We start from the raw sequence: 23,243 nt of genomic DNA on the forward strand, positions 1-23,243 counted from the left end.
CGAGCGAAGTTTTGCGGCAGGCCGTCAGCGCCCGGAGCTCCGCGGGTCCTAGTGCCCGCTGCCGCTCAACGCCTTGACGATGTCGTCGGCCATCTTCTTCGCGTCGCCGAGCAGCATCATCGTATTGTCCATGTAAAAGACGTCATTGTCGACGCCGGCATAGCCGACCCCGCCCATGGAACGCTTCACGAACAGCACGGTCTTGGCCTTTTCGACGTCGAGCACGGGCATACCATAGATCGGCGAGGTCTTGTCGGTCTTCGCCGCCGGATTGGTCACGTCGTTCGCGCCGATGACGAAGGCGACGTCGGCCTGCGCGAATTCGCCGTTGATGTCCTCGAGCTCGAACACCTCGTCATACGGCACATTCGCCTCGGCGAGCAGCACGTTCATATGGCCCGGCATACGCCCCGCGACCGGGTGGATCGCATATTTGACATTGACGCCTTCCTTCTTCAGCTGGTCGGCCATCTCGCGCAGCGCGTGCTGCGCCTGCGCGACCGCCATGCCGTAGCCGGGGACGATGATGACATTCTCGGCCTGGCTCATCAGGAAGGCCGCGTCGTCGGCGCTGCCCGGCTTCCACGGACGCTGTTCCTTTGCCCCGCCCGCAGCGGCCGCCGCGTCGGCGCCGAAGCCGCCCGCGATCACGCTGATGAAGCTGCGGTTCATCGCGCGGCACATGATGTACGACAGGATCGCGCCCGACGAGCCGACGAGCGCGCCGGTGATGATCATCGCGGTGTTACCGAGCGTGAAGCCCATCGCCGCCGCCGCCCAGCCCGAATAGCTGTTCAGCATCGACACGACGACCGGCATGTCGGCGCCGCCGATCGGGATGATGAGCAGGAAACCGATCAGGAAGCTCAGCGCCGTGATCGTCCAGAAGACCCATGGGCTTTGGTCGGTCAGGAAATAGGCGACAAGGCCGATGATCGCGGCGAGCGTGCCGAGGTTGATGATATGGCGCCCCGGCAGCATGATCGGCGAGCCCGACATATTGCCGTTCAGTTTCAGGAAGGCGATGACCGAGCCCGAGAAGGTGATCGCACCGATCGCGATGCCAAGGCCCATTTCGACACGGCTGACGGCGAAGATTTCGCCGGCGGCGTCGGCAATGTGGAAGGCGCCGGGGTTGAGATAGGCTGCCGCCGCCACGGCGACCGCGGCAAGGCCGACAAGGCTGTGGAAGGCCGCGACAAGCTGCGGCATCGCGGTCATCGCGATCCTGCGCGCCATGACGATACCGATCACCGCGCCGATACCGATCGCGCCGAGCACTTCGGCGATCGCGATCGTGTCGAACGCGCCCTCGCCCGTCCGCGGGACGTGGGTCAGCAGCGTGGTGACGACCGCGATCGTCATGCCGATCATGCCGTAGCGATTGCCGCGTCGCGACGAGGCCGGGCTCGACAGCCCGCGCAACGCCAGAATGAAAAGGATGCCCGAGGCCAGATAGGCCAGCGCCACCCAGGGATTGATCGGTGCTACTTCGTGCATTCTAATTCCCCCGTCGGGCCGTCCGTCCCCGGCCCGTCAAATCCAAGGATTGCCGCGCCTCAGCGCTCTTTCTTCTTGTACATCGCGAGCATCCGCTCGGTGACCGCGAAGCCGCCGAAAATGTTGATGCTCGCCATCACCACGGCGGCAAGGCCAAGCCATTTCGACAGCGGCGATCCGGCGGCCGCGCTGGCGATCAGCGCACCGACGATTATGACAGAGGAAATCGCGTTGGTGACGCTCATCAGCGGCGTGTGCAGCGCGGGCGTCACCGACCAGACGACAAAATAGCCCACGAAACAGGCCAGAAGGAAAATCGAGAAAATCGAGATAAAGTCCACGGCCGGCTCCCCTGCTGATTCCGCTTGGCGCACCTCTTGCCGTGCGCGAGGGGGCGTGTCGACTCCAAAGCTGTCAAAAAAACGGGCGCACCCTTCGCGATCGGAGGAAAGGCGCGCCCGGGGCGTAATTAAATTGCGCGGGACAAGCTACATCTTGGGCAGCAGCACCGCGTCGACGACGTGAATCACGCCGTTCGACTGGGCGACGTCGCCCTGCGTCACCAGCGCCTTGTTGCCGCTTGCGCTGGTCAGCAGGATCGCGCCGTCGCTCTTGGTCGCGGTCAGATCCTGCCCGTCGGCGGTCTCGAGCGTCGCGCTGCCCTTGCCCTCCGCGATTTTCGCCTCGATATCGGCGATCGTCAGCTTGCCTGGCACGACATGATATTTGAGCACGCCCGCGAGCACATCCTTTTGCGCGGGGCGCATCCAGCCGTCGCGCGTCACTGCGGGAATCTGCGCAAAACTTTCATCGGTCGGCGCAAAGACGGTGAAGGGGCCGGGACCCGACAGTGTCTCGACGAGACCCGCCTGCTTGACCGCCGCGACAAGCTGCTTGTGGATCGGCGAGGCCGAGGCATTTTCGACGATGTTCCGGGTCGGCAACATCTCGGCGCCGCCGACGGTCGGGTTGCCACTCGCGGTGGCGACATCGCCGGTTGCGGCGGCGTCGGTCTCGGCCTTGGGCGCCTCGGCGGCCTTGTTGCACCCGGCGAGCGCCAGACCGGCACCCACTACGGCCGCAAGCAGCATATGTTTCGTCATCTCGTCATTCTCCTTGAAACCAAAGGCGAAATGCCGCGGATTCGAAGAATCCGCGGCCACTCGCAGCGAAACGCGCCCTGCGGCGCGAAAGTTTCAGAAGAAAGACAGCGCGGAATTGCTTATCCCAGCAACCGCTCGTTCACGACCTTGCCGCCCTGCGTCAGGCGCACGGCATTGCCGATTTCCTCGTCGAGCACCGGCTTGCCGGCTTCCTTGTCCCAAAAAGCCGACAGGAAGTTGAACAGGTTGCGGCTGAACAGCGCGCTGGTATCGGCAGGCATCAGCGCCGCGATATTCTTCGCGCCGATCACGGTAACGCCGTGGATGCGCTTCGCCTCGCCGGCGACCGCACCCTCGACATTGCCACCGCTTTCGGCCGCCATGTCGACGATCACGCTGCCCGTCCGCATCGTCGCAAGCTGCGCGTCCGAAATAAGCCGCGGCGCGGGGCGGCCGGGGATCAGCGCGGTGGTGATGACGATATCCTGCTTGGCGATATGTCCCGACACCAGTTCGGCCTGCGCCTTCTGATATTCTTCCGACATTTCAGTGGCATAGCCACCAGCGCCTTCGCCCTCGATCCCCTCGACGCTTTCGACGAAGATCGGCTTGGCGCCGAGCGACAATATCTGTTCCTTGGTCGCCGAGCGCACGTCGGTCGCGCTGACCTGCGCGCCCAGACGCCGTGCGGTCGCGATCGCCTGCAGCCCCGCGACGCCGACGCCCATCACGAACGCCTTGGCGGCGCTGACGGTGCCCGCGGCGGTCATCATCATCGGAAAGGCGCGGCCATAGGCGTTCGCTGCCATCAGCACCGCCTTGTACCCCGCGAGGTTCGCCTGGCTCGACAGGATATCCATCGACTGGGCGCGCGTGATGCGCGGCATGAATTCCATCGCGAGCGCTTCGATCCCGAGCTTCGCATATTCGTCGACGCGCGCGCGCTCGCCGAACGGGTTGAGCCCCGCGGCGAGCCAGGCGCCTTCGGCAAAGCCCTTGAGGTCTTTGGGGTCCGGCCCCTGGATGCCGAGGATGATGTTCGCACCCTTCAGCACCTCGGCACGGCTGCCGACGCTGGCGCCGGCAGCGGTATAGTCGGCGTCGGCGATCGATGCCGCCTCCCCCGCTCCCGTCTCGACGGCCAATTCAGCGCCCAGCCCGATGAATTTCTTCACGGTTTCGGGGGTCGCGGCGACGCGGGTCTCGCCGGGGGCGAGTTCCTTCAGGACGGCGATGCGCATGGCAAAGGGCCGGTCAGGAGATGATGAGGACGACGAAGGCCGCGACGACCACCGTGATGATCGTGCCGATTTTCAGCATGCTGAGGAAACCCGCATAGGTTTCGTTCGCCGCTTTCATTTCCTGTTCCGCCATGCCCTGTCCCCTTTGCCTGTTCGCCGAAAGGCGCGCCCGCGCGCCCAAAATCGCTTCGCCAAAATTACTTCGGATGCGCGGGTGGCGCGCCCCAGAATCGAGCGTCGCGCCGGTCTTAGCCACGCCTTTCGCGATGCTCAAGGGGCGCTGGCGGGAAAAAGCCCTTCATCGTGGCGAAAGCCGAACGGCCTTAATAGCCCCTTTACCCCTATGCCGTAGATCACAGCGCTTGAACGGATGGCACGGCATCAGACATCCGAACATAGGGGCAGAACGGGGATTATGGCCAGCCAGCGCGACACGCGAACAGTGATGATCGTCGATAGCGAACCCGCACAGCAGCGGTTCCTGTCGGCGCTGCTGTCGCGCGGCGGCTGGCGCAGCATCGTCGCCGGCGACACCGACACCGCGCTTGCGAAGCTGGGCACGCAGGAGGGCATGGCGCTCGACGCCGTCCTCGTCGACCAGGGCACGCCGGGCATGGAGATCGGCGAATTCGTCGCCGAACTGCGACGCTGGCGTCCTGCCCTGCCCCTCATCGTCATCACATTGCGCAACAGCGTCGAGGTCGCCGTGTCGTCGATGCGCGCCGGCGCGAGCGATTTCGTGCAAAAGCCGATCGCCCCCGATCGCCTGCTCGGCGCGCTCGACCGCATCGTCTCGCCGAACGGACCGCAGGGCGAACTCCGCCCGCTCACCGAAAAGCTCCGCGCGCCGCTGGCATTCGAGGAGATCATCGGGTCGAGTCCCAATTTCCGCAGCGCGCTCGCGATCGCCGCGAAGGCTGCGCGCGCACGCGTTCCGGTGATGATCAACGGCAAACCCGGCACCGGCAAGGAGGTCTTCGCCCGCGCGATCCACAGCGCATCGCCGCGCGCGCGCGGCCAGCTTGTGATGGTCGATTGCTCGGCGGTATCGCCGGGCCTGATCGGCTCGGGCCTGTTCGGCCACGAACGCGGCGCCTTTCCCGGCGCCTTCGACCGCCAGATCGGCCGCCTTGTCCAGGCCGACGGCGGCAGCATCATCATCGACCATGTCGAATGTATCCCGCTGGAAACGCAGGCCAAGCTCGTGGAGTTCATAAACTCCGGCGAAGTCCAGATGATCGGCGGCTCGATCCGCCAGAGCGTCGACGTCCGCATCATCGCGACGACCGCGAGCCCGCTCGACAAGCTGATCGAGGCCGGCCACTTCCGCGAAGATCTCTATTACGCGCTCTCGACCGCGCAATTTACCCTGCCCTCGCTCTCCGAACGCCGCGGCGATGTCGGCCCGCTCGCCCGCCACCTGCTCGCGCGCATCGGCGGCCTGCCCGGCATGGGTCAGATCGGGATCACCGACGACGCGCTGCGTCTGCTCGCCGCCTATGCCTGGCCGGGCAATGTCCGCCAGCTTCAGGACGTGCTGTTCCGCGCCGCGACGTCGAGCAAGACCGACGTCCTGACCGGCGCCGATTTCAAGGCGATCGAGGCCGCACTCGGCGGCGGCACGCCCGGCGGCGAAGGCGATGTCGCGATCAACGGCGAAGCGATCGGGGTCACGCTCTACCTGCCCGACGGCAACCTCCGTCCGCTCGAGGAGATCGAGGCCGACGTCATCCGCCTCGCGATCGGCCACTATCGCGGCCGCATGAGCGAAGTCGCGCGGCGTCTCGGCATCGGCCGCTCGACGCTCTACCGCAAGCTCAGCGATCTCGGGATCGACACCGCAGCCTGATTTTTGGCATCGACGGTCCCGATCGGCCTGACTAGTCCGGGCCTATGGACAAGCGATTTTCAGGACGAACCGCGCTCATCACCGGCAGCGCATCGGGCATCGGGGCGGCAACCGCCGCGCTGCTGCAAGCCGAGGGCGCGCGCATCATCGGCGTCGATCTGTCGCAAGGCCGCGACGTCGCCAGCCCTGACATGTGGAACGCCCTTGCGGGCGAGCTTGTCGACACCGACATCGCCGTCGTCAACGCCGGCATCGCCACCGCGGGACAGATCGCCGACATCGATTTCGCCGACTGGCGCCGCACGCTCTCGGTCAATCTCGACGGCGCGATGCTGACCTTGCGCGCCGCGATGCGCGCCATGATCGCGCACGGCCGCGGCGGCGCGATCGTCGTCACCGCCTCGATTTCGGGAATCAAGGCCGAACCTGGTGTCGGGGCTTATGGTGCGTCGAAGGCAGGCGTCATCCAGCTCGCACGGATCGCTGCCAAAGAAGGCGCGCCGCACGCCATACGCGTCAACGCGATCGCCCCCGGCGGGGTCGACACGCCGATCTGGGATGATGTCGACTTCTTTCCGGCGATGATCGCCGAACAAGGCAGCCGAGAGGGTGCAATCGATGCGATGGCGAAAGCCGCAACGCCGCTCGGCCGCTGGGCCAGCGCCGACGAAACCGCGCGCCAGATTGCATTCCTGCTGTCGGACGATGCTGCCAGTATCACCGGCGCCGTGCTGGCCGCCGATGGCGGCTATTCGCTCTAGGCCGTCAGCGCAGCGTCCCTCAGGCCGCGCCACACCCTCAGCGCCTGCCGGGTCTCCGCAACGTCGTGAACGCGCAGCAACTGCGCGCCCTGCGTCGCCGCCTGATAGTGAAGCGCGACGCTGCCGCCGCGGCGCTGGTCGGCCGGCGCCTCATTATCGAGCGCGCCGATCATCCGCTTCCGGCTTGCGCCGAACAGGATCGGACAGCCGAGCGTGTGGAACAACGCCACCCCGTTCACCAGCGCCAGATTGTCGGCGACGCCCTTGCCGAAGCCGAGGCCGGGGTCGACGATGATCTTGGCACGATCGATCCCCGCCGCGGCACAGGCCGCGATGCGCTCGGCGAGCATGTCGTAAACGTCGAACAAAATATTCGAATAGGTGCCGCCTTCATGCGGATCGCTCTTCGCCGACGGCGCGTGCATCAGCACCACCGGGCAGCCTGCGCGCACGACCACCTCCATCGCGCGCTCGTCATAGCGGAGCGCCGAAATATCGTTCACGATCGTCGCACCCGCCGCGAGCGCGGCTTCCATCACCGCTGCCTTGCGGGTGTCGATCGAGACGGCGACGCCGCCCTTCGCGAGCGCCGAAACGACGCCCTCGACGCGCTGGATCTCGTCGCCTTCCCATACCAGCGGCGCGCCGGGGCGCGTCGATTCGCCGCCGACATCGACGATCGCGGCGCCGGCCGAGGCCAGCGCATAGCCGGCCTCGTTCGCCGCTGCATTGTCGACATGCTTGCCGCCGTCCGAAAAACTGTCGGGGGTGACGTTGAGGATGCCCATGATCTGCGGCTCATTGAGCCGCACCGTGCGTTCACCGAGTTGCAGAGCGCCGCGCGGACGCGCGACCGCCGACCGCTGCGCCGTCGCCGCTGCGGCGAGACGATCGGGCATCGCGGCGATCCAGCCATCGAGTTCGGGAACCGGCACGATCGCCGACCTGACCTCGTCAGTGTCGCGCAGGCTGACGTGCCACGCCGCGAACCAGACCAGCGTATCGGCAATCCGCAGGCAATCGTCGTCCAGCTCGTGCGGCCGGTCGACGAAGCAGGCCGGGCGGCAATAGACGCGGGCATCCTCGCGCGTCTTGCCGAAATCGGACTTGGTCAGCGGCTGGAACATCAGGCCTCGTTGGCGAGCAGCCAGTCCTGCCGCACTGCGTCGATCACGCGGAGCTGCTTGCCGTCGTCGACGTGCCAGAAGGTCCAGCCATTGCAGCTCGGCGCGCCCTGCACGCCCGCGCCGACCTTGTGGATCGAGCCCGCATCCTGCCCCGCGCAATCGAGCGATCCGTCGACGCGCACGACCGCCTTCCAGCGACGCTTGGCATCGGTCAGCACCGAGCCCGGCGGAACCATCCCGCATTCGACGAGCGTCCCGAACGCGACGCGCGTCGCGGCCTTGGGCGCCATCATCGTCTTCACCGCACTCTCGTCGAGCGGCAGCGCCATCTCGATCCGCTCGAGCGCGGCCGCGATATAATCATCCTCGCGCTCGATCCCGATGAAATGCCGACCGAGACGCTTCGCGACCGCGCCGGTCGTACCGGTGCCGAAGAAGGGATCGAGGACGACGTCGCCGGGGTTCGAACAGGCCAGCAGGATGCGATAGAGCAAGGCTTCGGGCTTCTGCGTCGGGTGGACCTTGTGCCCGCCCTTCTTCAGCCGCTCCTGCCCGCCGCAGATCGGGATCAGCCAGTCGCTGCGCATCTGGAGTTCGTCGTTCAGCGTCTTCATCGCCCGATAGTTGAAGGTATATTTCGCCTTCTCGCCCATCGACGCCCAGATCAGAGTCTCGTGCGCGTTGGTGAAGCGGGTGCCCTTGAAATTGGGCATCGGGTTCGCCTTGCGCCAGACGATGTCGTTGAGGATCCAGTAGCCCTGATCCTGCAACGCGGCGCCGACGCGGAAGATATTGTGATAGCTGCCGATCACCCAGATGCTGCCGCCGGGTTTCAGGATGCGCTTCGCTTCCGCGAGCCAGGCATGGGTGAAGCGGTCATAGGTCGCGAGACTGTCGAACTTGTCCCATTCGTCGTTCACCGCGTCGACCTGACTGCCGTCGGGGCGATGAAGGTCGCCGCCGAGCTGGAGATTGTACGGCGGGTCGGCAAAGATCATGTCGACCGACGCCGCGGGGAGCGAGCGCATCATTTCGACGCAGTCGCCCTGCAGGATGCCGTCGAGCGGCAAATCGGCGTGGCTGATTTTGGGCGCCGATTTCGACGCACGCCTCGCCGCCGGGGCCTTGACCCGTTCCATCACACCCATGTTTCGCCCCTGTTCAAACCCGAAAGAAGCCTCTGATGAGTCCGGCGGAGTCCGCCGTCAAGCTCGGGATTCTAAGGATTCCAGGTGTCATAATGGTTAACGGCACGAGAACGAAACGAGTCTGCCACGACATATGGAGTCATGCGCGCCGCGCGGACTCAACCACTGGTGGTGTGGCGATGAGGACTCACCCGCGAAAATATTTTCAGATTCCCGGATCGACCCCGGTCAGATCGATCGAACGGCGCCACAGATCGCGCGCCAGCTTCGGATCGCGCGCATCGCGCGTCGCGCGCGCCGGGCCCGAACGCCCCGATATCTCGCCCAGCCCCTGCGGCCCCAGATAGTCGCCGCCCTGCACATGCGCGCCGGTCGCCGCCTGCAGGGTCGGCCACGCGCCCTGCGCCGCGCTGTTGAAGAACGGCGTCGCGAGCGGCGTCATATAGCGCAGCGGCAGCGGCAGGTGCCGCGTCAGCTCGGTCATCGCGACGCCGGGATGGCACCCGATCGCCTGCGTCGCGCGGCCCGCTGCACTGAGCCGCCGGTCGAGCTCGTACATGAAGAGCAGGTTCGCAAGCTTGCTCATCTGGTAGCGCGGCCAATGATGATAGCTGCGGCTCGCATCGAGATCGCTGTAATCCATCGTTCCGCTCTTGTGCGCGATGCTGGCAGTGACGACGATCCGGTCGTCGACATGACCATGGATCAGCCCGGTGAAGGCGAAGGTTCCGAGGTGGTTGACCCCGAATTGCAGCTCGAAGCCTTGTTTGGTCAGCGTCCGCGGCGGGATCATCACCCCGGCGTTGTTGATCAGCACGTCGATCCGCGGCCCGGCGACGACAGCGGCGGCCGCCTCCCTCACCTGGTCCAGATCGGCAAGGTCTAGCGGCTGGAAACTCAGCGTGGCGGCCGGCATCTCGTCGCGGATCAGATCCATCGCCGCCTCGGCGCGCCCGGCGTCGCGGCAGGCGAGGATGACATGCGCACCGCGCGCCGCCAGAACCTTCGCGGCCTCGAAGCCGAGCCCGGCATTCGCCCCCGTGATCAGGAAGCGGCGTCCGCTTTGCTGCGCAACATCGTCGGCCGTAAACCCGCTGCGCATGTCTTTCTCCCGCCGTCAGATCAGGCTCAGTTGCGCAACCGGCGCGAAACTGGCCCGGTGATGCGGCGTCGGTCCATGCTTGCGCAGCGCCGCGAGATGCTGCGCCGTGCCATAGCCCATATTGGTCTCCCAGCCAAAGCCCGGATGGTCGCGCGCCGCCGCGACCATGAACCGGTCGCGATGCTCCTTCGCCAATATGCTCGCCGCCGATATGCACGGGTGCGACGCATCGCCGCCGACGATCGCCCGCGCCCTGTAGCGCCATCTGGGCAGCCGGTTGCCGTCGACCAGCACCTCTCCCGGCTCGAACCCCAGCGCCTCGACCGCGCGAGTCATCGCAACGAAGGTCGCCTGCAATATGTTGATGCTGTCGATCTCGGCGACGCTCGCCTCGCCGATCCCCCAGCGGCAGCGCGCCTTGATCTCGACTTCGAGTTCGGCGCGGCGTTTCGCGGTCAGCTTCTTGCTGTCATCGAGCCCGGCAATCCCGCCCTCGCAGAGCAGGACGGCGGCTGCGACCACCGGCCCGGCGAGCGGCCCGCGCCCGGCTTCGTCGACGCCGACGATCACCGATTCCCCTCCCGCTTGCGGGAGGGGTTAGGGGAGGGTCCGTCGAAGGCGAGCGCTGCCAAAACATGCCCTCCCCCGGCCCCTCCCATGAATGGGAGGGGAGCTAAATGCGCCACGGCGGATATCTCCGATACTCGCCCGCCTGATAGAGGCAGAGGCGGTTCCCCGCGGGATCGCTCAGTCGCGCCTCGCGCCAGCCCCATTCCTCGTCCTTCGGCATCTGCTCGAACTGCACCCCGCGCCGCGCGAGATAGGCAACCCACGCATCGAGCGCACCGCTCTCCAGATAGGCGGTCGCGCCGCCCGCCGTGCCGTCGCCGACATGGATCGACAGCGTAACGCCGTTCGCCGCCTCGAAGCGCGCGTACCCATTGCCGGGGCTATCGACGATCTGCGTGAGCCCCATCTGTTTGTAGAAGGCGACCGACACCGCATAGTCGTTCGCGGGCAAGGTGATCTGGTTGAGCGCCGGACCGGTAAACAGCCCGTCGTTGCGCACGAACTGCTGCCCCATCGGGCCATGGCCGCTCCCCAGCCCCGGCGCGCCCATCAGCGCGAGCCGCACGAAATCGCGCGCCCGCGCAACCGCGGGTTCGAGCGGCATACCCTGCGCAAGTCCCGTCGCGATCGCGCTGGCCAGCGTACAGCCCGTGCCGTGCGTGCTTGTCGTGTCGATGCGCGGCGCCTCCCAGCGCGCAACCTCGCCCTCGCCGGTTTCGAGCAGGCGGTCGATCACCGTCTCGCCCTCGCCGTGCCCACCCTTGATCAGCAGCGAACAGCCATGCGCCAGCACCGCCTCCTCGCCGCCGAGCGCTGCGAGCTCGGGCAGGTTCGGCGTCGCGACCATCGCGCGACCCAGCAATGCCTTGAACGCCGCGATCGTCGCGTCATCGGCGAGCGCCGATCCGCTTGTCGCCACCATCACCGGATCGAAGACGACCGCCGCGTGCGCAAGGTCGGGCCGGGTCAAACGCTCGGCGACAGCGGCCGCGGTCGCTGCGCTGCCGATCATCCCGATCTTCACCGCATCGACACCGATATCGGCCACCACGCTGTCGATCTGCGCGAGAACCATGTCGGTCGGGACCGCATGGACGCCCTGCACGCCCAGCGTATTCTGCGCCGTGATCGCCGTGATCGCGGTCATCGCGTGACCGCCCAGCATCGTCACCGCCTTGATGTCGGCCTGGATTCCCGCACCGCCCCCGCTGTCGGAACCGGCGATGATCAGAACGCGTGCGGTCACGACATGCCCCCAAAATCATCGTCACCCCGGACTTGATCCGGGGCCCATGACGACAGGCCGGTGGAGGATGCCGGATCAGGTCCGGCATGACGAATATGGGGAATTGTCACCCCTTGAACTTCCGCTCCGTCGAGGCGGGGAATTTCGCGAGCGCCGCGCCTTCGCGCAGCGGCCGGTCGAGCAAATCGCCGCCGCAATTGGGGCATCGCTCGTCGAGCTTGTCGGCACAATCGGCGCAGAAGGTGCATTCGAACGAGCAGATGAACGCGCCGTGGATATCCGCGGGCAGGTCGCGGCCGCAGCGTTCGCAATCGGGTCGCATTTCAAGCATGGTATTTTCCTTCCAGTTCCGTCCGTACGGACGGGATGATTCATCAGGCCGCCGCCACGCGCACCGCGTCGCAGATCAAATCGACGACCCGCTCGACCTGGCCGGCGTCGTCGCCCTCGGCCATCACACGGATCACCGGTTCGGTTCCCGACGCGCGGATGACGAGGCGTCCGCGTCCGTTCAGCGCCGCCTCGCCCTCGGCGATCGCCGCCTGCACCTGTGCATTATCCAGCGGCTTGCCCCCCGCGAAGCGGACATTCTTCAAAAGCTGCGGCACCGGATCGAACTGGTGCAGCAATTCGCTCGCGGGCTTCCCCGCCCCGACCAGCTCGGCCAGCACCTGCAGCGCCGCCAGCGTCCCGTCGCCGGTCGTCGCATGGTCCGACAGGATCATATGCCCCGACTGCTCGCCGCCGACATTGAAGCCGCCGCTTTTCATCCGCTCGAGGACATAACGGTCGCCGACCTTCGTCCGTTCGAGGGTCAGTCCTTCGCCCTGAAGGAAGCGCTCGAGCCCCAGGTTCGACATCACCGTCGCGACGACGCCGCCGCCCTTCAGCCGCCCCTGCCGCGCCCAGCTCGCGCCGATCAGCGCCATGATCTGGTCGCCGTCGACAATCGCGCCCTTTTCGTCGACGATGATCAAGCGGTCGGCATCGCCGTCGAGCGCGACGCCGATGTCGGCGCCGCTCGCGACCACGGTTTCCTGCAACAGGCCGGGCGACGTCGATCCGCAATTCGCGTTGATGTTGGTGCCATTGGGCTCGACCCCGATCGCGACGACGTCGGCGCCCAGCTCCCAGAACACCGTCGGCGCGCTGTTGTACGCAGCACCGTTCGCGCAATCGAGCACCATCTTCAGCCCGTCGAGCCGAACCGATTCGGGCAGGCTCTGCTTCACCGCGTGGATATAGCGGCCGCGCGCGTCGTCGATGCGCTTGGCGCGCCCGATATGCGACGGGTCGGCGAGGCGCGCTTCCTGCGTCAGCAGGAACTCGATCTGCATCTCGTCCTCGTCCGACAGCTTGTAACCGTCGGGGCCGAACAGCTTGATGCCGTTGTCGAGAAACGGATTATGACTCGCCGAGATCATCACGCCCAGATCGGCGCGCATCGACCGCGTCAGCATCGCGACCGCCGGGGTCGGCATCGGCCCGACCTGCACCACGTCCATGCCGACGCTGGTGAACCCCGCGACGAGCGCGTTCTCGAGCATATAGCCCGAAAGACGCGTGTCCTTGCCGATCACGACGCGATGCTTGTGGTCGCCGCGCAGGAAGTGTGCGCCCGCCGCCATTCCGACACGCATCGCGGTTTCCGCGGTCATCGGAGCCCGGTTGGTCAGCCCGCGAATCCCGTCGGTTCCGAAAAACTTGCGCATGGCACCTCTGCTACCTAATCCGGTGGGCAGGACAAGAGCCCACCCGTAATACCGGACGGCCCTAGGTCACCCATTTTGGCTTGGCAAGCTGGCCGGGACCGGCACCGGGAGAATCGAACTTGAAATCGGCATGGATCATCCTTTCGGCGCTCGTCGTCGGCATGTTGCTGGGGGTCGCGGTCGAAAGCCTGTCTCCCGCCGCCGGAACCGCAAGCCTCCCCTATGTGGAGACCGCCGGGCTGCTCTGGCTCAACGCGCTGAAGATGACGATCATCCCGCTGATCGTCGCTCTCCTCATCACCGGCATTACCGCGACCAGCGATGCGGCGCGCGCGGGCAAGCTCGCGGGCCGCGCGGTCGCGATCTTCATTGCCGGCAACCTGATTGCGGGGCTTATGACCTTGCTCATTTTACCCCTCCTGCTGCGCGCCTTTCCGATGTCGGCCGCCGCCGCCGAGGGGCTGCGCCACGGACTCGGCGGCCACACCGAAACCGCCGCATCGCCGACCTTCGCCGACTTCATCCTCGGCCTGATCCCCACCAACCCGATCGCCGCCGCCGCCGAAACCTCGATCCTGCCGCTGATCGTCTTCACGACGATCTTCGCCTTCGCGATCACGCGCGTCGGCACGGCGGAGCGCGCAACCCTGTCGGGCTTCTTCAAGGCCCTCGGCGACGCGATGCTCGTCGTCATCGGCTGGGTGCTCGCGCTTGCGCCGATCGGCGTCTTCGCGCTCGGCTATGCGCTCGCGGTCAAGGCCGGGGTCGCAGCGTTCGGCGGCCTGCTCCACTATGTGCTGATGCTTTCGATGATCGGAACCGGCACGATCATCCTCGCCCTGCTGCTCGCGGTCTTCGTGGTCGGCGTCTCCTTGCCGCGCTTCGTCCGCGCGATGGTCCCGACCTTCGCGGTCGCGCTCAGCACGCAAAGCTCGCTCGCCAGCCTGCCCGCAATGCTCCGTGCCTCGGCCGAGCTCGATGTCGATCCCAAGAAAGCCGACATTGTCCTGCCGCTCGCGGTGGCGCTGTTCCGCTTCACCAGCCCGGCGATGAACCTCGCGGTCGTCATCTATGTCGCCTGGCTGTTCAACATCGAGCTGACCCCGTGGGAGATGGCGGTCGGCCTCGCCGTCGCGCTCGCCGCGGCGCTGTCGTCGGTCAGCCTTCCCGGTTCGATCAGCTTCGTCACCTCGATCGCGCCGATCGCGATCGCGATGGGGGTTCCGGTCGCGCCACTCGGCCTGCTCGTCGCGGTCGAAACCTTCCCCGACATCTTCCGCACCCTCGGCAATGTCGTCGCCGATGTCGCCGCAACCAAATATGCCGCCGATGGTGTAGAAGAGGATGCATCCCCCGCAGGAGTCGTTTCATGAAATATCGCACCCTCGGCCAAGGCCTCGAAGTTTCCGCGATCGGCATCGGCTGCATGCCGATGATCAAGGGCGGCAACATCCTCTATGGCGAGGCCGCCGACCTCGATGAATCGACGCGCACGATCCACCGAGCGATCGACCTCGGCGTCACCTTCTTCGACACCGCGCAAATCTATGGCCCCTTCACCAACGAGGAGCTGCTCGGCGAGGCGATCAGGGGCAAGCGCGACGGCCTCGTCATCGCCACCAAATTCGGTTTCAAGTTCGACGGCAAGCAGATCGTCGGCGTCGACGGCAGCCCCGAGAATGCGCGCCGGTCGTGCGAGGGCTCGCTCCAGCGGCTCGGCATCGACACGATCGACCTTTTCTATCAGCACCGCGTCGATCCCTCGGTGCCGATCGAGGAGACCGTGGGCGGGATGATGGAGCTGGTGAAGGAGGGCAAGGTCCGCCACATCGCCCTCTCCGAAGCCGGGCCCGAAACGATCCGCCGCGCCGCCAAGGCGGCGCCGATCACCGCGCTGCAGAGCGAATATTCGATCTGGGAACGCGACGTCGAAGAGGAAATCCTGCGAGCCTGCCGCGACAACGGTATCGGCTTCATCCCCTATTCGCCGCTCGGACGCGGCTTCCTAGCGGGCACGATCCGCAGCCGCGACGAGCTGCCCGAGAATGACTGGCGCCGCAACGACCCGCGCTATTCGGACGAGAATCTGCCCGCCAACCTCGCGATCGTCGACGCCATCGCCGGGGTCGCCGCAAAGCATGGCGTCTCGAACGCACAGATCGCGCTCGCGTGGCTGCTCGCGCAGGGCGACGACATCGTCCCGATCCCCGGCACCAAGCGCCGCGTCACGATGGAAGACAGCGTCGCCGCCGCCGACGTGACGCTGACCGCCGACGACCTCGCCACGATCGACGCCGCAGCGCCGATGGGCGGGACAAGCGGGCCGCGCTATGGCGAAATGGGAATGCGGATGGTGCGGTTGTAGCGCGACTCTCGACCGGTTGCGGCCTTGGTGCTTCCCGGCGAAAGCCGGGATCCAGACAACGAGCGCTGCGCTTGCTTCATGGGCCCCGGCTTTCGCCGGGGTGCACATTACGACTGCAGACGACCGGAAGCACACCTATCCTTCATCGTCACCCCGGACTTGATCCGGGGTCCGCGACTTCGGCGCCGCAATGGATCCCGGATCAAGTCCGGGATGACGAAGGGCTGGAAACCACCCCAAAGCCGCCTTCCCGCCTACTCCTTCCGATCCAGCCGGTCGCAAAGCTCGTCGACCTTCTCGCGCAGCTCGTGAAATCGCATCTGGTCCAGCTTTTCGTGCAGCCGCATGATCTCCAGCTCGGCGCGCAGGTTGATTTCATAATCGACGCTCGCGGTCAGCCGGTCCTTCGCCGCCTGCCGGTTCTGGCTCATCATGATGATCGGCGCCTGCACCGCGGCGAGCGTCGAGAGCATAAGATTCAGAAAGATGAACGGATAGGGGTCGAACGCCAGCCCGAAACGCTGCAGCACCTCCGAATTGAGCAGCATCCAGCCGAACAACACCAGCGTGAAGACGGTGATGAACCCCCACGAACCGCCGACCGCCGCGACGCGGTCGGCCAGCCGGTCGCCGCGGCTCGCCTGCGCGTCGCCAAGGTCCGCCGCATCGCGGCTGCTGGGGGCCCGCGCCGCGATGGCCTCGAGGACACGGCTTTCCTCTATATCCAGATCGTCATAGGCGCGGCCAAGCAGCCGCAGCGACAAATCGTTGAGATGCGCGGTGCTGTTCATGCACGCCCTATCCCACCCAGCGCCATATCCCCGCAACCATATATCCCAGCGCGCCGTGCGCCCATGTCGCGGCAAGCCACAGAACGATCCCGCCGAACAGCGCATGGCTGCGCGGCATGGCATCGCCCCACGGCGTCGTACCTGCAACCTGGCGCGCAAAAGGCACGAAGCTCGTCCGCGCCGCCCAGTGCCGCCAGCTGTCGCCCATCAGCCGCGCCTTCTTCGCATCCTGTCCCGCCGATCCGACGAGCGCGAGGAAGGCGATCGTCGCCGACAGCACGATCTGCCCCGGCGTCGGCATCACCAGCGCGTGCGCGAGCGCCCACAGGGTGAACCCCCACATCATCGGGTGCCGGGTGATCGCAAAAACGCCGCGCGGCGCCGCCTGCGCTGCGGCCGCGGCGTTTGGCGCCGGCATCGCCGGATTGCCGATCAGCGATCCCATGAACAGGATGCTAGCGACCAGGACGAGCAGCGAAGCGAGGATCCAAAGCGGATCGTCGACGGCCCACAGCGGCGGCTCGGGCGGCATCCCGCGCCATGCCTGCACGATCAGGACGAAGGTGGCGATCGCGACGATCGAATAGACGATCATGAAGCCGCGCTCGCCGAGCCGCCCGGCAAGCCCCGCGCGCATCGGATGCGACAGCAGCAGGTGCGATCCGACGAACAGCGCGCAGGTCGTGATCAAAAGCGACATGGGTTGCATTGGACGGCCCCTCTCCCTTTGGCGCCATTCCCTTCAAATCGTCACCCCCGACGAAGGCCGGGGTCTCACCCGCGCAGTCGACGGGCCGCGATGACGAAATGGGGACGAACGCCCGCAACCATTATAATCACCGATCATATGCCTTCGGCAATGCCCCTTCGGTCGGGGTCAGGTAGCGATCGCGCAGCCGGTCCTGCCGCGTGACGAGCGACTGGCGCTTGCCATCGATCCACACCATCGTCGGACGGCTGCCGAGTTCGAGCGGATCATGGTCCCAGATCACGATATCGCCGGCGCGCCCCGCGCGCAGCGACCCGATCGCGCCGTCCATCCCCACCGCCTTCGCGGGCACGCTGCTGATCGCGGCGAAGGCCTGATCCCATGTCAGCCCGCTCGCGCCCGGCAGTTTCGACAGCCCGACCAGATTGCCGGCATATTGAGTGGTATATCCCATCTTGTGCGCATCGTCGTCGTCGAACACGCCGACCGACACCTCGACCCCCGCCGCCTTCAGCCGCCCGGCGTTCGACTGCGTCGCGCCGAGCTGCTCGAAACTGCCCGGCAGGTCGGTGAGCGGCGAGACCAGCACCGGCACCTTGGCCGCCGCGATATCGCGCGCGACCAGCCAGCCCTCGGTCGCGCCGACGAGCACCAGCTTCAGCGCCGGGAATTCGCCCTTGAGCTTCAGCACGTTCAGGATATCCGCCGCGCGGTCGACGCGCACGAACAGCGGGGTCGTGCCATTGATCACGCGCACCAGCGCCTCGGCATCGGCGCGCTGGATCAGCGAATCATTGCTCCATTCGGCCAGCGTCGCGGGGTTGCGGGCATAGCTGCGCGCCGCCAGCAATTGCTCGCGGAACAGAAGGAAGGTCGCGGCGCGGCTGCCGCCCGCCTTCGCCGACCCGTCCTCGCCGAACGCGACGAACTGTAGCGCGCGCGGCCGCGTCACCATGTCGTTGTCGTCGCCAAGGTCGACGACCGCGCCCTGCCCGGCGAACAAATTGCTGCTGCTGCCCGGCGCGACGATCGCGCGCGTCACGCCCGCGGCGCGATTGACCGCGATCGGCGATCCCATCGGGTTGAGCGCGGGCGCGATATCGAGCCCCGCCGAGAAGCGCGACCGCGTCGCCGAGCGATCGTTGGTGCCGGCAACGGCATCGACCTCGACCAGCCCGACGCGGCTGAACGCCGCGACGATGCCCGGCGTCACATAATGGCCGCCCGCATCGACGCGCTCGATCCCCGCAGGCACCGCCACACCGCGGCCCGCTGCGACGACCTTGCCGCCGCGCACGACGACGGTGCCGCCCTCGATCGGCGCGCTGCCGTCGCCGATGACGAGCTTCGCATTGGTGATCGCGACGTCCTGCGCGTGAGCCGGAGCAGACAAGGCCAGAGCAGCAACCAGGGCGCTCGCCAACCCGGTTAGCACCGTGCCCCTGCGAAGGCAGGGGCCCATCTCCGGTCCTGTCGATTTCAAACAAGCCGCGGTGAACAAGCGAGAGCGAAGGAGATGGGCCCCTGCCTTCGCAGGGGCACAGGAGAGACTGGACCGGACGGTCGGGAGCCGCATCATTTCACGTCTCCTTCGCCCGGCTGGCCAAGCTCGAAGTCGGTCACCGGACGCCGTTTCGGGTCCATCGCGTCGAACATCAGCGCGCCGTCGATCCAGACCTTTTCGGGCCGCGTATAGACGCTGAACGGATTGCCGTTCCACAGCACGACGTCGGCCATCTTGCCGGGCTTCAGGCTGCCCGTCCTGTCCCCGATGCCGAGCGCCTTCGCGGGATTGATCGCGAGCCAGGTCCATGCCTGCTCGTCGCTGATCTGCATCCCCATGCGGCGGCCTGCAGCGAGCGCTTTCGCGGCTTCCTGATTGAGCCGCTGGATCTGGTTCGCATCGTCCGAATGGACGATCGTGCACGCGCCTTCCTTGTACATTAGCGCGATATTCTCGGGCACCGCGTCATAGGCTTCCATCTTGAAGCCCCACCAATCGGCCCACATCGCGGCGCAAATGCCCTCTTTCTTCAGCAGGTCGGCGATCTTGTACGCCTCGACCGCGTGGTGGAACGCCGCCACCTTGTATCCGAACTCGTGGCTCATATCGATGACGATCGCCATTTCGTCGGCGCGGTAGCAATGGTTCTGCACCAGAATCTCACCCGACAGCACGCCCGCGAGCGTTTCCATCGCCAGGTCGCGGTCGACCGCTTTCCCCTCGTCGAGTTTCTTCTTGTACGCCGCCGCCTTCGCCCAGGTCTGGCGATTGACCGCCAGATTGCCCATGCGGGTCGAGGGCATCCGGCCCTTCGCGCCATAGACGCGCTTCGGATTTTCGCCGCACGCCATTTTCAGGCTGTACGGCGCGCCCGGGAACTTCATTCCCTGCATCGTGCGCGCGGGCACATTCTTGAGGACGACCGAGCGGCCGCCCATCAGATTGGCGCTGCCCGGCAGGATCTCCAGCGTCGTCACCCCGCCATTGGCGAGCGCGCGGGCAAAGCCCGGGTCCTGCGGCCACACGCTATGCTCGCTCCACACCTCGGGCGTGGTGGGCGAGGTCGCCTCGTTGCCGTCCGAATGCGCGTCGACCGCCGGCGAGGGATAGTCGCCGAGGTGGCTGTGGATGTCGATCACACCCGGCGTCACATATTTGCCCGTCCCGTCGACGACATCGGCGTCGGTCGGCACCTCCAGATCGGGGCCGCCGACCGCGAGCACCTTGCCGCTCGACAGCACCACCGAGCCATTGTCGAACCGCCCGCCCTCGCCGTCGAAGATCGTCGCGCCCTTCACTACGGTCAGCCGCGTCGGATATCCCTTGTAGGTCGAGGGATAGGGATCCTTGTTGAACTTGACCGGCTTTTCGGCTGCGGCGGTGGCGGGCTTGGCACCCGCCGATTTCGGCGCCTCGCCGCCCGCCGCGCAGCCGACGAGCGCCAGCGACACTGCAGCCAGCAGGCCGCCCTTCACGCGCCCGACCATCGATTACGCCCCCTTCGGTTCGGGATGGATGCCCGCGGCCTGCGGCTCGGCCTCGCCGACACCGGCCAGGCCCTCGTCGCGGTCGCGCAGCGTGTCGAGGTGCATCCAGCGCTTGACGATCGGGCTGACCAGCAGCACCGCGACCGCGGCGCCAATCGCGATCCAGCCGAACATCTCGTAGATTTCGAGCAGCTTGGCCTTGCTCATCTCGCCGCCATGGCCGCCGGTCGCCTCGCCGATCTTGCCGGCGACGAAATTGCCGACCGCGGTCATATAGAACCACGCGCCCATGATGAGCGACGCGAGATAGGACGGCGCCAGCCGGTTCATCGCCGACAGGCCGACGGGGCTGAGGCAGAGCTCGCCGGTCGTGGCGAGGAGATAATAGAGGAAGACGAACAGCACCGGCGTCATCGCCGCCACGCCGAACGCTTCGGCGCCCCAGACGAGGACGAGGTTGGCAAGCCCCATCTGCGCCAGCGCCAGACCGAATTTCGCCGGAGCCGACGGCTCCATGCCGCGCTTGCCGAGCCATTGCCACAGCCCCGCGAAGAAGGGCGCGAAGAGGATGATGTAGATCGGGTTGATCGACTGGAAGATCGAGGCGGGAACCGCGCCGCGGTCGACATAGCGGTCCGTGAACAGGTTCATCGACCCGCCCGCCTGTTCGAACAGGCCCCAGAACAGCGGGTTGAGCGCGATCAGGAACAGGATCGCGAACATGCGCTCGCGCGGCTCCTTTTCCAGCTTGAAGCTTTCGTAAAGGACATAGCCGAGCAGCGCGATGCCCGAGATGGCGAGCAACGACTGGATGACGTCCTGATACTGGACGAGCGCCCAGATCACGGCGACTGCGGCAAAACCGATGCCGTAAAGTGTCCATTCGCGCGACCTTGCGAGCGGCGCGGGCGCCTCGCCGGCGCCGAGGAGCGCGCTCTTGCCGAGGACGAAGACGACGAGACCGGCGAGCATACCGATACCGGCAAGCCCGAAGCCATAGCCCCAGCCGATCCGCTGGCCGAGATAGCCGACGAGGATCGTGCCGAGCGCGGCGCCGACGTTGATGCCCATGTAAAAGATCGTATAGGCGCCATCGCGGCGGACGTCGGTGAGCCGGTAGAGCTGACCGACCATCACCGAAATATTGGCCTTGAGGAAGCCCGAGCCGACGATGATGAAGGCGAGCGCGGCCCAGAAGACGTTGATCGTCGCGTCCTCCTGCCCTCCGCCCCCTTCGACCGCCATCAGGCTATGCCCCGCTGCGAGCAGCAGGCCGCCGAACAGCACGGCTTTGCGCTGGCCGAGGTACCGGTCGGCGAGATAGCCGCCGAGAACCGGGGTGATGTAAACGAGGCTGGTATAGGCGCCGTAGATCAGGTTCGACTTGCTGTCGCTGAACAGCCAGTGCTGGGTCAGGTAGAAGATCAGGATCGCGCGCATGCCGTAATAGGAAAAACGCTCCCACATTTCGGCGAAGAAGAGCATGTAGAGGCCCTTGGGATGGCCGGCGAACTCCGGTTTCTTGCTGCCGGCGATCAGCGCACCGATGCTCAGAAACACCGCGAGGACGACGAGTGCGATGACCGCAATCCAGTCACCCTCGTCCCACATACCCATAGATTTCATTGAAACGCGTCCCTTTTCCCGGATTGTTTTGGCGGCGGCTTTCCGCCGCGCGAATGGCTCAACCTAGCGCGAAAATTGCTCAAGGGAAGAATCTAATTGCGCGTGAAACCATGTGGCACGCGGAGGAAATTTGTTGCGAATCGTTCGCAACGCTTGCGCAGGCCTCCAAAGGCGCCCAAATGCGCTCCATGTTCAACGACATCTCCTCGCTCCGCGCACACCTCGCCACCCGCCGCTCGGGAAAGGCACGCGACATGGTCGCCCCCGGCCCCGACACCGGGCAGCTCCATGACATCATCGCCCTCGCCTTGCGCACCCCCGACCATGGCAAGCTCGCGCCGTGGCGCATCGTCACCATCGCCGACGACCGGCGCGAGCGTTTCGCCACCGTGCTCAAGGACGCATGGGTGGCGGAGAATCCCGGTGCCGCGGGGATGGACCTGTCGGCGCTCGACCAGTTCGCGCATCAGGCGCCGAGCCTCGTCGTGCTGATCTCGACCCCGGTGCGGGGTGCGAAGATTCCGGTCTGGGAACAACAGATGTCGGCCGGCGCGGTCGGCATGAATCTGCTCCATGCCGCGCACGCGCATGGCTTCGTCGGCAGCTGGCTCACCGGCTGGGCCGCGTACAGCCCCAATGTGGCGAAAGCTTTCGGAGTCGCCGACGGCGACATGATCGTCGGCTATTTCTTCTTCGGAACCGCCGCCGCCGACCTCTCGGAGCGTCCGCGACCCGAATATGACGACGTCGTAAGCTCTTGGGATATTTAATTTCAATGTTGACGACATTTTGCTAATTTTCGCGATTTGACTGTGCTGCTGTCTTATGGCATTAAGGCGCCATGCTCGATCAGTCCAAACCCGTCTATCAGCGTCTCCGCGACGTGATCGCCAACGCCATTCTCGACGGCACCTACGCCGACGGCGATATGCTCCCGTCGGTACGCTCGCTCGCGGCGGAGGAAGGGGCGAATCCGCTGACGGTCGCCAAGGCCTATCAGACCTTTCAGGACGAAGGGCTCGTCACGGTAAAGCGCGGCGTCGGCATGTTCGTCGCCGAAGGCGCGACCGACCGCCTACGCACCTTGATGCGCGAGGATTTCCTCGCCAACGTCTGGCCCCCCGTCGCGCAGCAGATGCGCCGCATCGGCCTCGACGCGCGCACCCTGCTCGACCTGACCGAGGCCTGACGTTTCTTTCTGCCGTGGGGTGAGCGGAATTTCGTCACCCCGGACTTGATCCGGGGTCCATAAGGTCCGCGCTGCCGCGGATCGCGCATCCGATCCGGAATGACGACAAAAGAGATAACCTCCCCTCCCGCAGGCGGGAGGGGCAGCGAGGCTTGCCAGCTTGCTGGCTAGCCGCAGCGGGGTGGGCATGGCGCGCCGTCGTCGCCCCACCCC

At 66.2% G+C, this 23,243-nt stretch carries 23 protein-coding genes; 6 read left to right on the forward strand and 17 right to left on the reverse strand.

Going from position 1 to position 23,243, the window contains the following annotated elements; all coding sequences use genetic code 11:
* Nucleotides 1-48: 48 nt before the first annotated feature.
* The 5 genes from QOL68_RS13015 to QOL68_RS13035 form a co-directional block, all read right to left on the reverse strand.
* Nucleotides 49-1,500 (reverse strand): NAD(P)(+) transhydrogenase (Re/Si-specific) subunit beta, encoded by a 1,452-nt coding sequence (locus tag QOL68_RS13015; protein WP_058457189.1) that lies wholly within the window; start codon nucleotides 1,498-1,500, stop codon nucleotides 49-51.
* A 59-nt stretch (nucleotides 1,501-1,559) separates the two neighbouring features.
* Nucleotides 1,560-1,841 (reverse strand): proton-translocating transhydrogenase family protein, encoded by a 282-nt coding sequence (locus QOL68_RS13020; protein WP_058457190.1) that lies wholly within the window; start codon nucleotides 1,839-1,841, stop codon nucleotides 1,560-1,562.
* 147 nt (nucleotides 1,842-1,988) lie between these two features.
* Nucleotides 1,989-2,603, reverse strand: a complete 615-nt coding sequence (locus tag QOL68_RS13025; protein WP_282949608.1) for a fasciclin domain-containing protein — start codon at nucleotides 2,601-2,603, stop codon at nucleotides 1,989-1,991.
* Nucleotides 2,604-2,722: 119 nt separating this feature from the next.
* Nucleotides 2,723-3,844, reverse strand: a complete 1,122-nt coding sequence (locus QOL68_RS13030) for an NAD(P) transhydrogenase subunit alpha (protein ID WP_282949607.1) — start codon at nucleotides 3,842-3,844, stop codon at nucleotides 2,723-2,725.
* Nucleotides 3,845-3,857: 13 nt separating this feature from the next.
* Nucleotides 3,858-3,977, reverse strand: a complete 120-nt coding sequence (locus QOL68_RS13035) for an aa3-type cytochrome c oxidase subunit IV (protein WP_058457192.1) — start codon at nucleotides 3,975-3,977, stop codon at nucleotides 3,858-3,860.
* Nucleotides 3,978-4,259: 282 nt separating this feature from the next.
* On the opposite strand from QOL68_RS13035, the gene QOL68_RS13040 reads away from it, so the two are divergent.
* Together QOL68_RS13040 and QOL68_RS13045 are read left to right on the forward strand one after the other, a co-directional pair.
* Entirely contained in the window at nucleotides 4,260-5,693 is a 1,434-nt protein-coding gene (locus QOL68_RS13040; protein ID WP_204992660.1) for a sigma-54-dependent transcriptional regulator, read from the forward strand.
* Between the two features lie 44 nt (nucleotides 5,694-5,737).
* Nucleotides 5,738-6,454 carry an SDR family NAD(P)-dependent oxidoreductase gene (locus tag QOL68_RS13045; protein WP_282949606.1) on the forward strand — a complete coding sequence of 239 codons (717 nt, stop codon included), beginning with the start codon at nucleotides 5,738-5,740 and terminating at the stop codon, nucleotides 6,452-6,454.
* Here QOL68_RS13045 and folP read toward each other — a convergent pair.
* The 7 genes from folP to glmM form a co-directional block, all read right to left on the reverse strand.
* A complete protein-coding gene (gene folP, locus QOL68_RS13050) occupies nucleotides 6,451-7,581 on the reverse strand; it encodes a dihydropteroate synthase (protein WP_282949605.1) in 1,131 nt (376 codons plus the stop codon). The two genes, QOL68_RS13045 and folP, sit on opposite strands and share 4 nt — an antisense overlap.
* Nucleotides 7,581-8,729: a site-specific DNA-methyltransferase gene (locus QOL68_RS13055; protein ID WP_282949604.1), complete on the reverse strand. Its 1,149-nt coding sequence runs from the start codon at nucleotides 8,727-8,729 to the stop codon at nucleotides 7,581-7,583. The genes folP and QOL68_RS13055 overlap by 1 nt, the downstream gene beginning before the upstream one ends.
* Nucleotides 8,730-8,934: 205 nt before the next feature.
* Nucleotides 8,935-9,831 carry an oxidoreductase gene (locus QOL68_RS13060; protein WP_282949603.1) on the reverse strand — a complete coding sequence of 299 codons (897 nt, stop codon included), beginning with the start codon at nucleotides 9,829-9,831 and terminating at the stop codon, nucleotides 8,935-8,937.
* 15 nt (nucleotides 9,832-9,846) lie between these two features.
* On the reverse strand, nucleotides 9,847-10,401 hold the full coding sequence (gene rnhB, locus QOL68_RS13065) for a ribonuclease HII (RefSeq protein ID WP_282949602.1): 555 nt from the start codon (nucleotides 10,399-10,401) through the stop codon (nucleotides 9,847-9,849).
* A gap of 103 nt (nucleotides 10,402-10,504) precedes the next feature.
* A complete protein-coding gene (gene thiD / locus QOL68_RS13070; RefSeq protein WP_282949601.1) occupies nucleotides 10,505-11,647 on the reverse strand; it encodes a bifunctional hydroxymethylpyrimidine kinase/phosphomethylpyrimidine kinase in 1,143 nt (380 codons plus the stop codon).
* A gap of 106 nt (nucleotides 11,648-11,753) precedes the next feature.
* Nucleotides 11,754-11,978 carry a DUF1272 domain-containing protein gene (locus tag QOL68_RS13075; protein WP_204992654.1) on the reverse strand — a complete coding sequence of 75 codons (225 nt, stop codon included), beginning with the start codon at nucleotides 11,976-11,978 and terminating at the stop codon, nucleotides 11,754-11,756.
* 43 nt (nucleotides 11,979-12,021) lie between these two features.
* Nucleotides 12,022-13,359: a phosphoglucosamine mutase gene (gene glmM / locus QOL68_RS13080; protein WP_282949600.1), complete on the reverse strand. Its 1,338-nt coding sequence runs from the start codon at nucleotides 13,357-13,359 to the stop codon at nucleotides 12,022-12,024.
* A 119-nt stretch (nucleotides 13,360-13,478) separates the two neighbouring features.
* Between glmM and QOL68_RS13085 the strand changes: the two genes are divergently transcribed.
* The gene (locus QOL68_RS13085; protein ID WP_282949599.1) at nucleotides 13,479-14,732 is read left to right on the forward strand and encodes a dicarboxylate/amino acid:cation symporter; all 1,254 of its coding nucleotides are present in this window, start codon (nucleotides 13,479-13,481) and stop codon (nucleotides 14,730-14,732) included.
* Nucleotides 14,729-15,724, forward strand: coding sequence for an aldo/keto reductase (locus QOL68_RS13090; RefSeq protein ID WP_282949598.1), 996 nt, complete (start codon nucleotides 14,729-14,731; stop codon nucleotides 15,722-15,724). Before QOL68_RS13085 ends, QOL68_RS13090 begins: the two co-directional genes overlap by 4 nt.
* A 254-nt stretch (nucleotides 15,725-15,978) precedes the next feature.
* Here QOL68_RS13090 and QOL68_RS13095 read toward each other — a convergent pair whose 3' ends face one another.
* From QOL68_RS13095 to QOL68_RS13115, 5 genes are all read right to left on the reverse strand, one after another.
* Nucleotides 15,979-16,515 (reverse strand): DUF1003 domain-containing protein, encoded by a 537-nt coding sequence (locus QOL68_RS13095; protein WP_204992650.1) that lies wholly within the window; start codon nucleotides 16,513-16,515, stop codon nucleotides 15,979-15,981.
* Nucleotides 16,516-16,522: 7 nt separating this feature from the next.
* On the reverse strand, nucleotides 16,523-17,224 hold the full coding sequence (locus tag QOL68_RS13100) for an NnrU family protein (protein ID WP_282949597.1): 702 nt from the start codon (nucleotides 17,222-17,224) through the stop codon (nucleotides 16,523-16,525).
* A 127-nt stretch (nucleotides 17,225-17,351) separates the two neighbouring features.
* On the reverse strand, nucleotides 17,352-18,686 hold the full coding sequence (locus QOL68_RS13105) for an amidohydrolase family protein (RefSeq protein ID WP_282949596.1): 1,335 nt from the start codon (nucleotides 18,684-18,686) through the stop codon (nucleotides 17,352-17,354).
* Between the two features lie 113 nt (nucleotides 18,687-18,799).
* The gene (locus QOL68_RS13110) at nucleotides 18,800-20,215 is read right to left on the reverse strand and encodes an amidohydrolase (RefSeq protein ID WP_282949595.1); all 1,416 of its coding nucleotides are present in this window, start codon (nucleotides 20,213-20,215) and stop codon (nucleotides 18,800-18,802) included.
* A 3-nt stretch (nucleotides 20,216-20,218) separates the two neighbouring features.
* Nucleotides 20,219-21,841 (reverse strand): peptide MFS transporter, encoded by a 1,623-nt coding sequence (locus tag QOL68_RS13115; protein ID WP_282949594.1) that lies wholly within the window; start codon nucleotides 21,839-21,841, stop codon nucleotides 20,219-20,221.
* Nucleotides 21,842-22,029: 188 nt separating this feature from the next.
* Between QOL68_RS13115 and QOL68_RS13120 the strand changes: the two genes are divergently transcribed.
* Nucleotides 22,030-22,611 (forward strand): nitroreductase family protein, encoded by a 582-nt coding sequence (locus QOL68_RS13120; RefSeq protein ID WP_282949705.1) that lies wholly within the window; start codon nucleotides 22,030-22,032, stop codon nucleotides 22,609-22,611.
* Between the two features lie 71 nt (nucleotides 22,612-22,682).
* On the forward strand, nucleotides 22,683-23,030 hold the full coding sequence (locus tag QOL68_RS13125) for a GntR family transcriptional regulator (RefSeq protein WP_204992645.1): 348 nt from the start codon (nucleotides 22,683-22,685) through the stop codon (nucleotides 23,028-23,030).
* Nucleotides 23,031-23,243: the final 213 nt, after the last annotated feature.

The sequence above is a fragment of the Sphingopyxis sp. Geo25 genome, from assembly GCF_949769135.1.
Classification (GTDB): domain Bacteria; phylum Pseudomonadota; class Alphaproteobacteria; order Sphingomonadales; family Sphingomonadaceae; genus Sphingopyxis.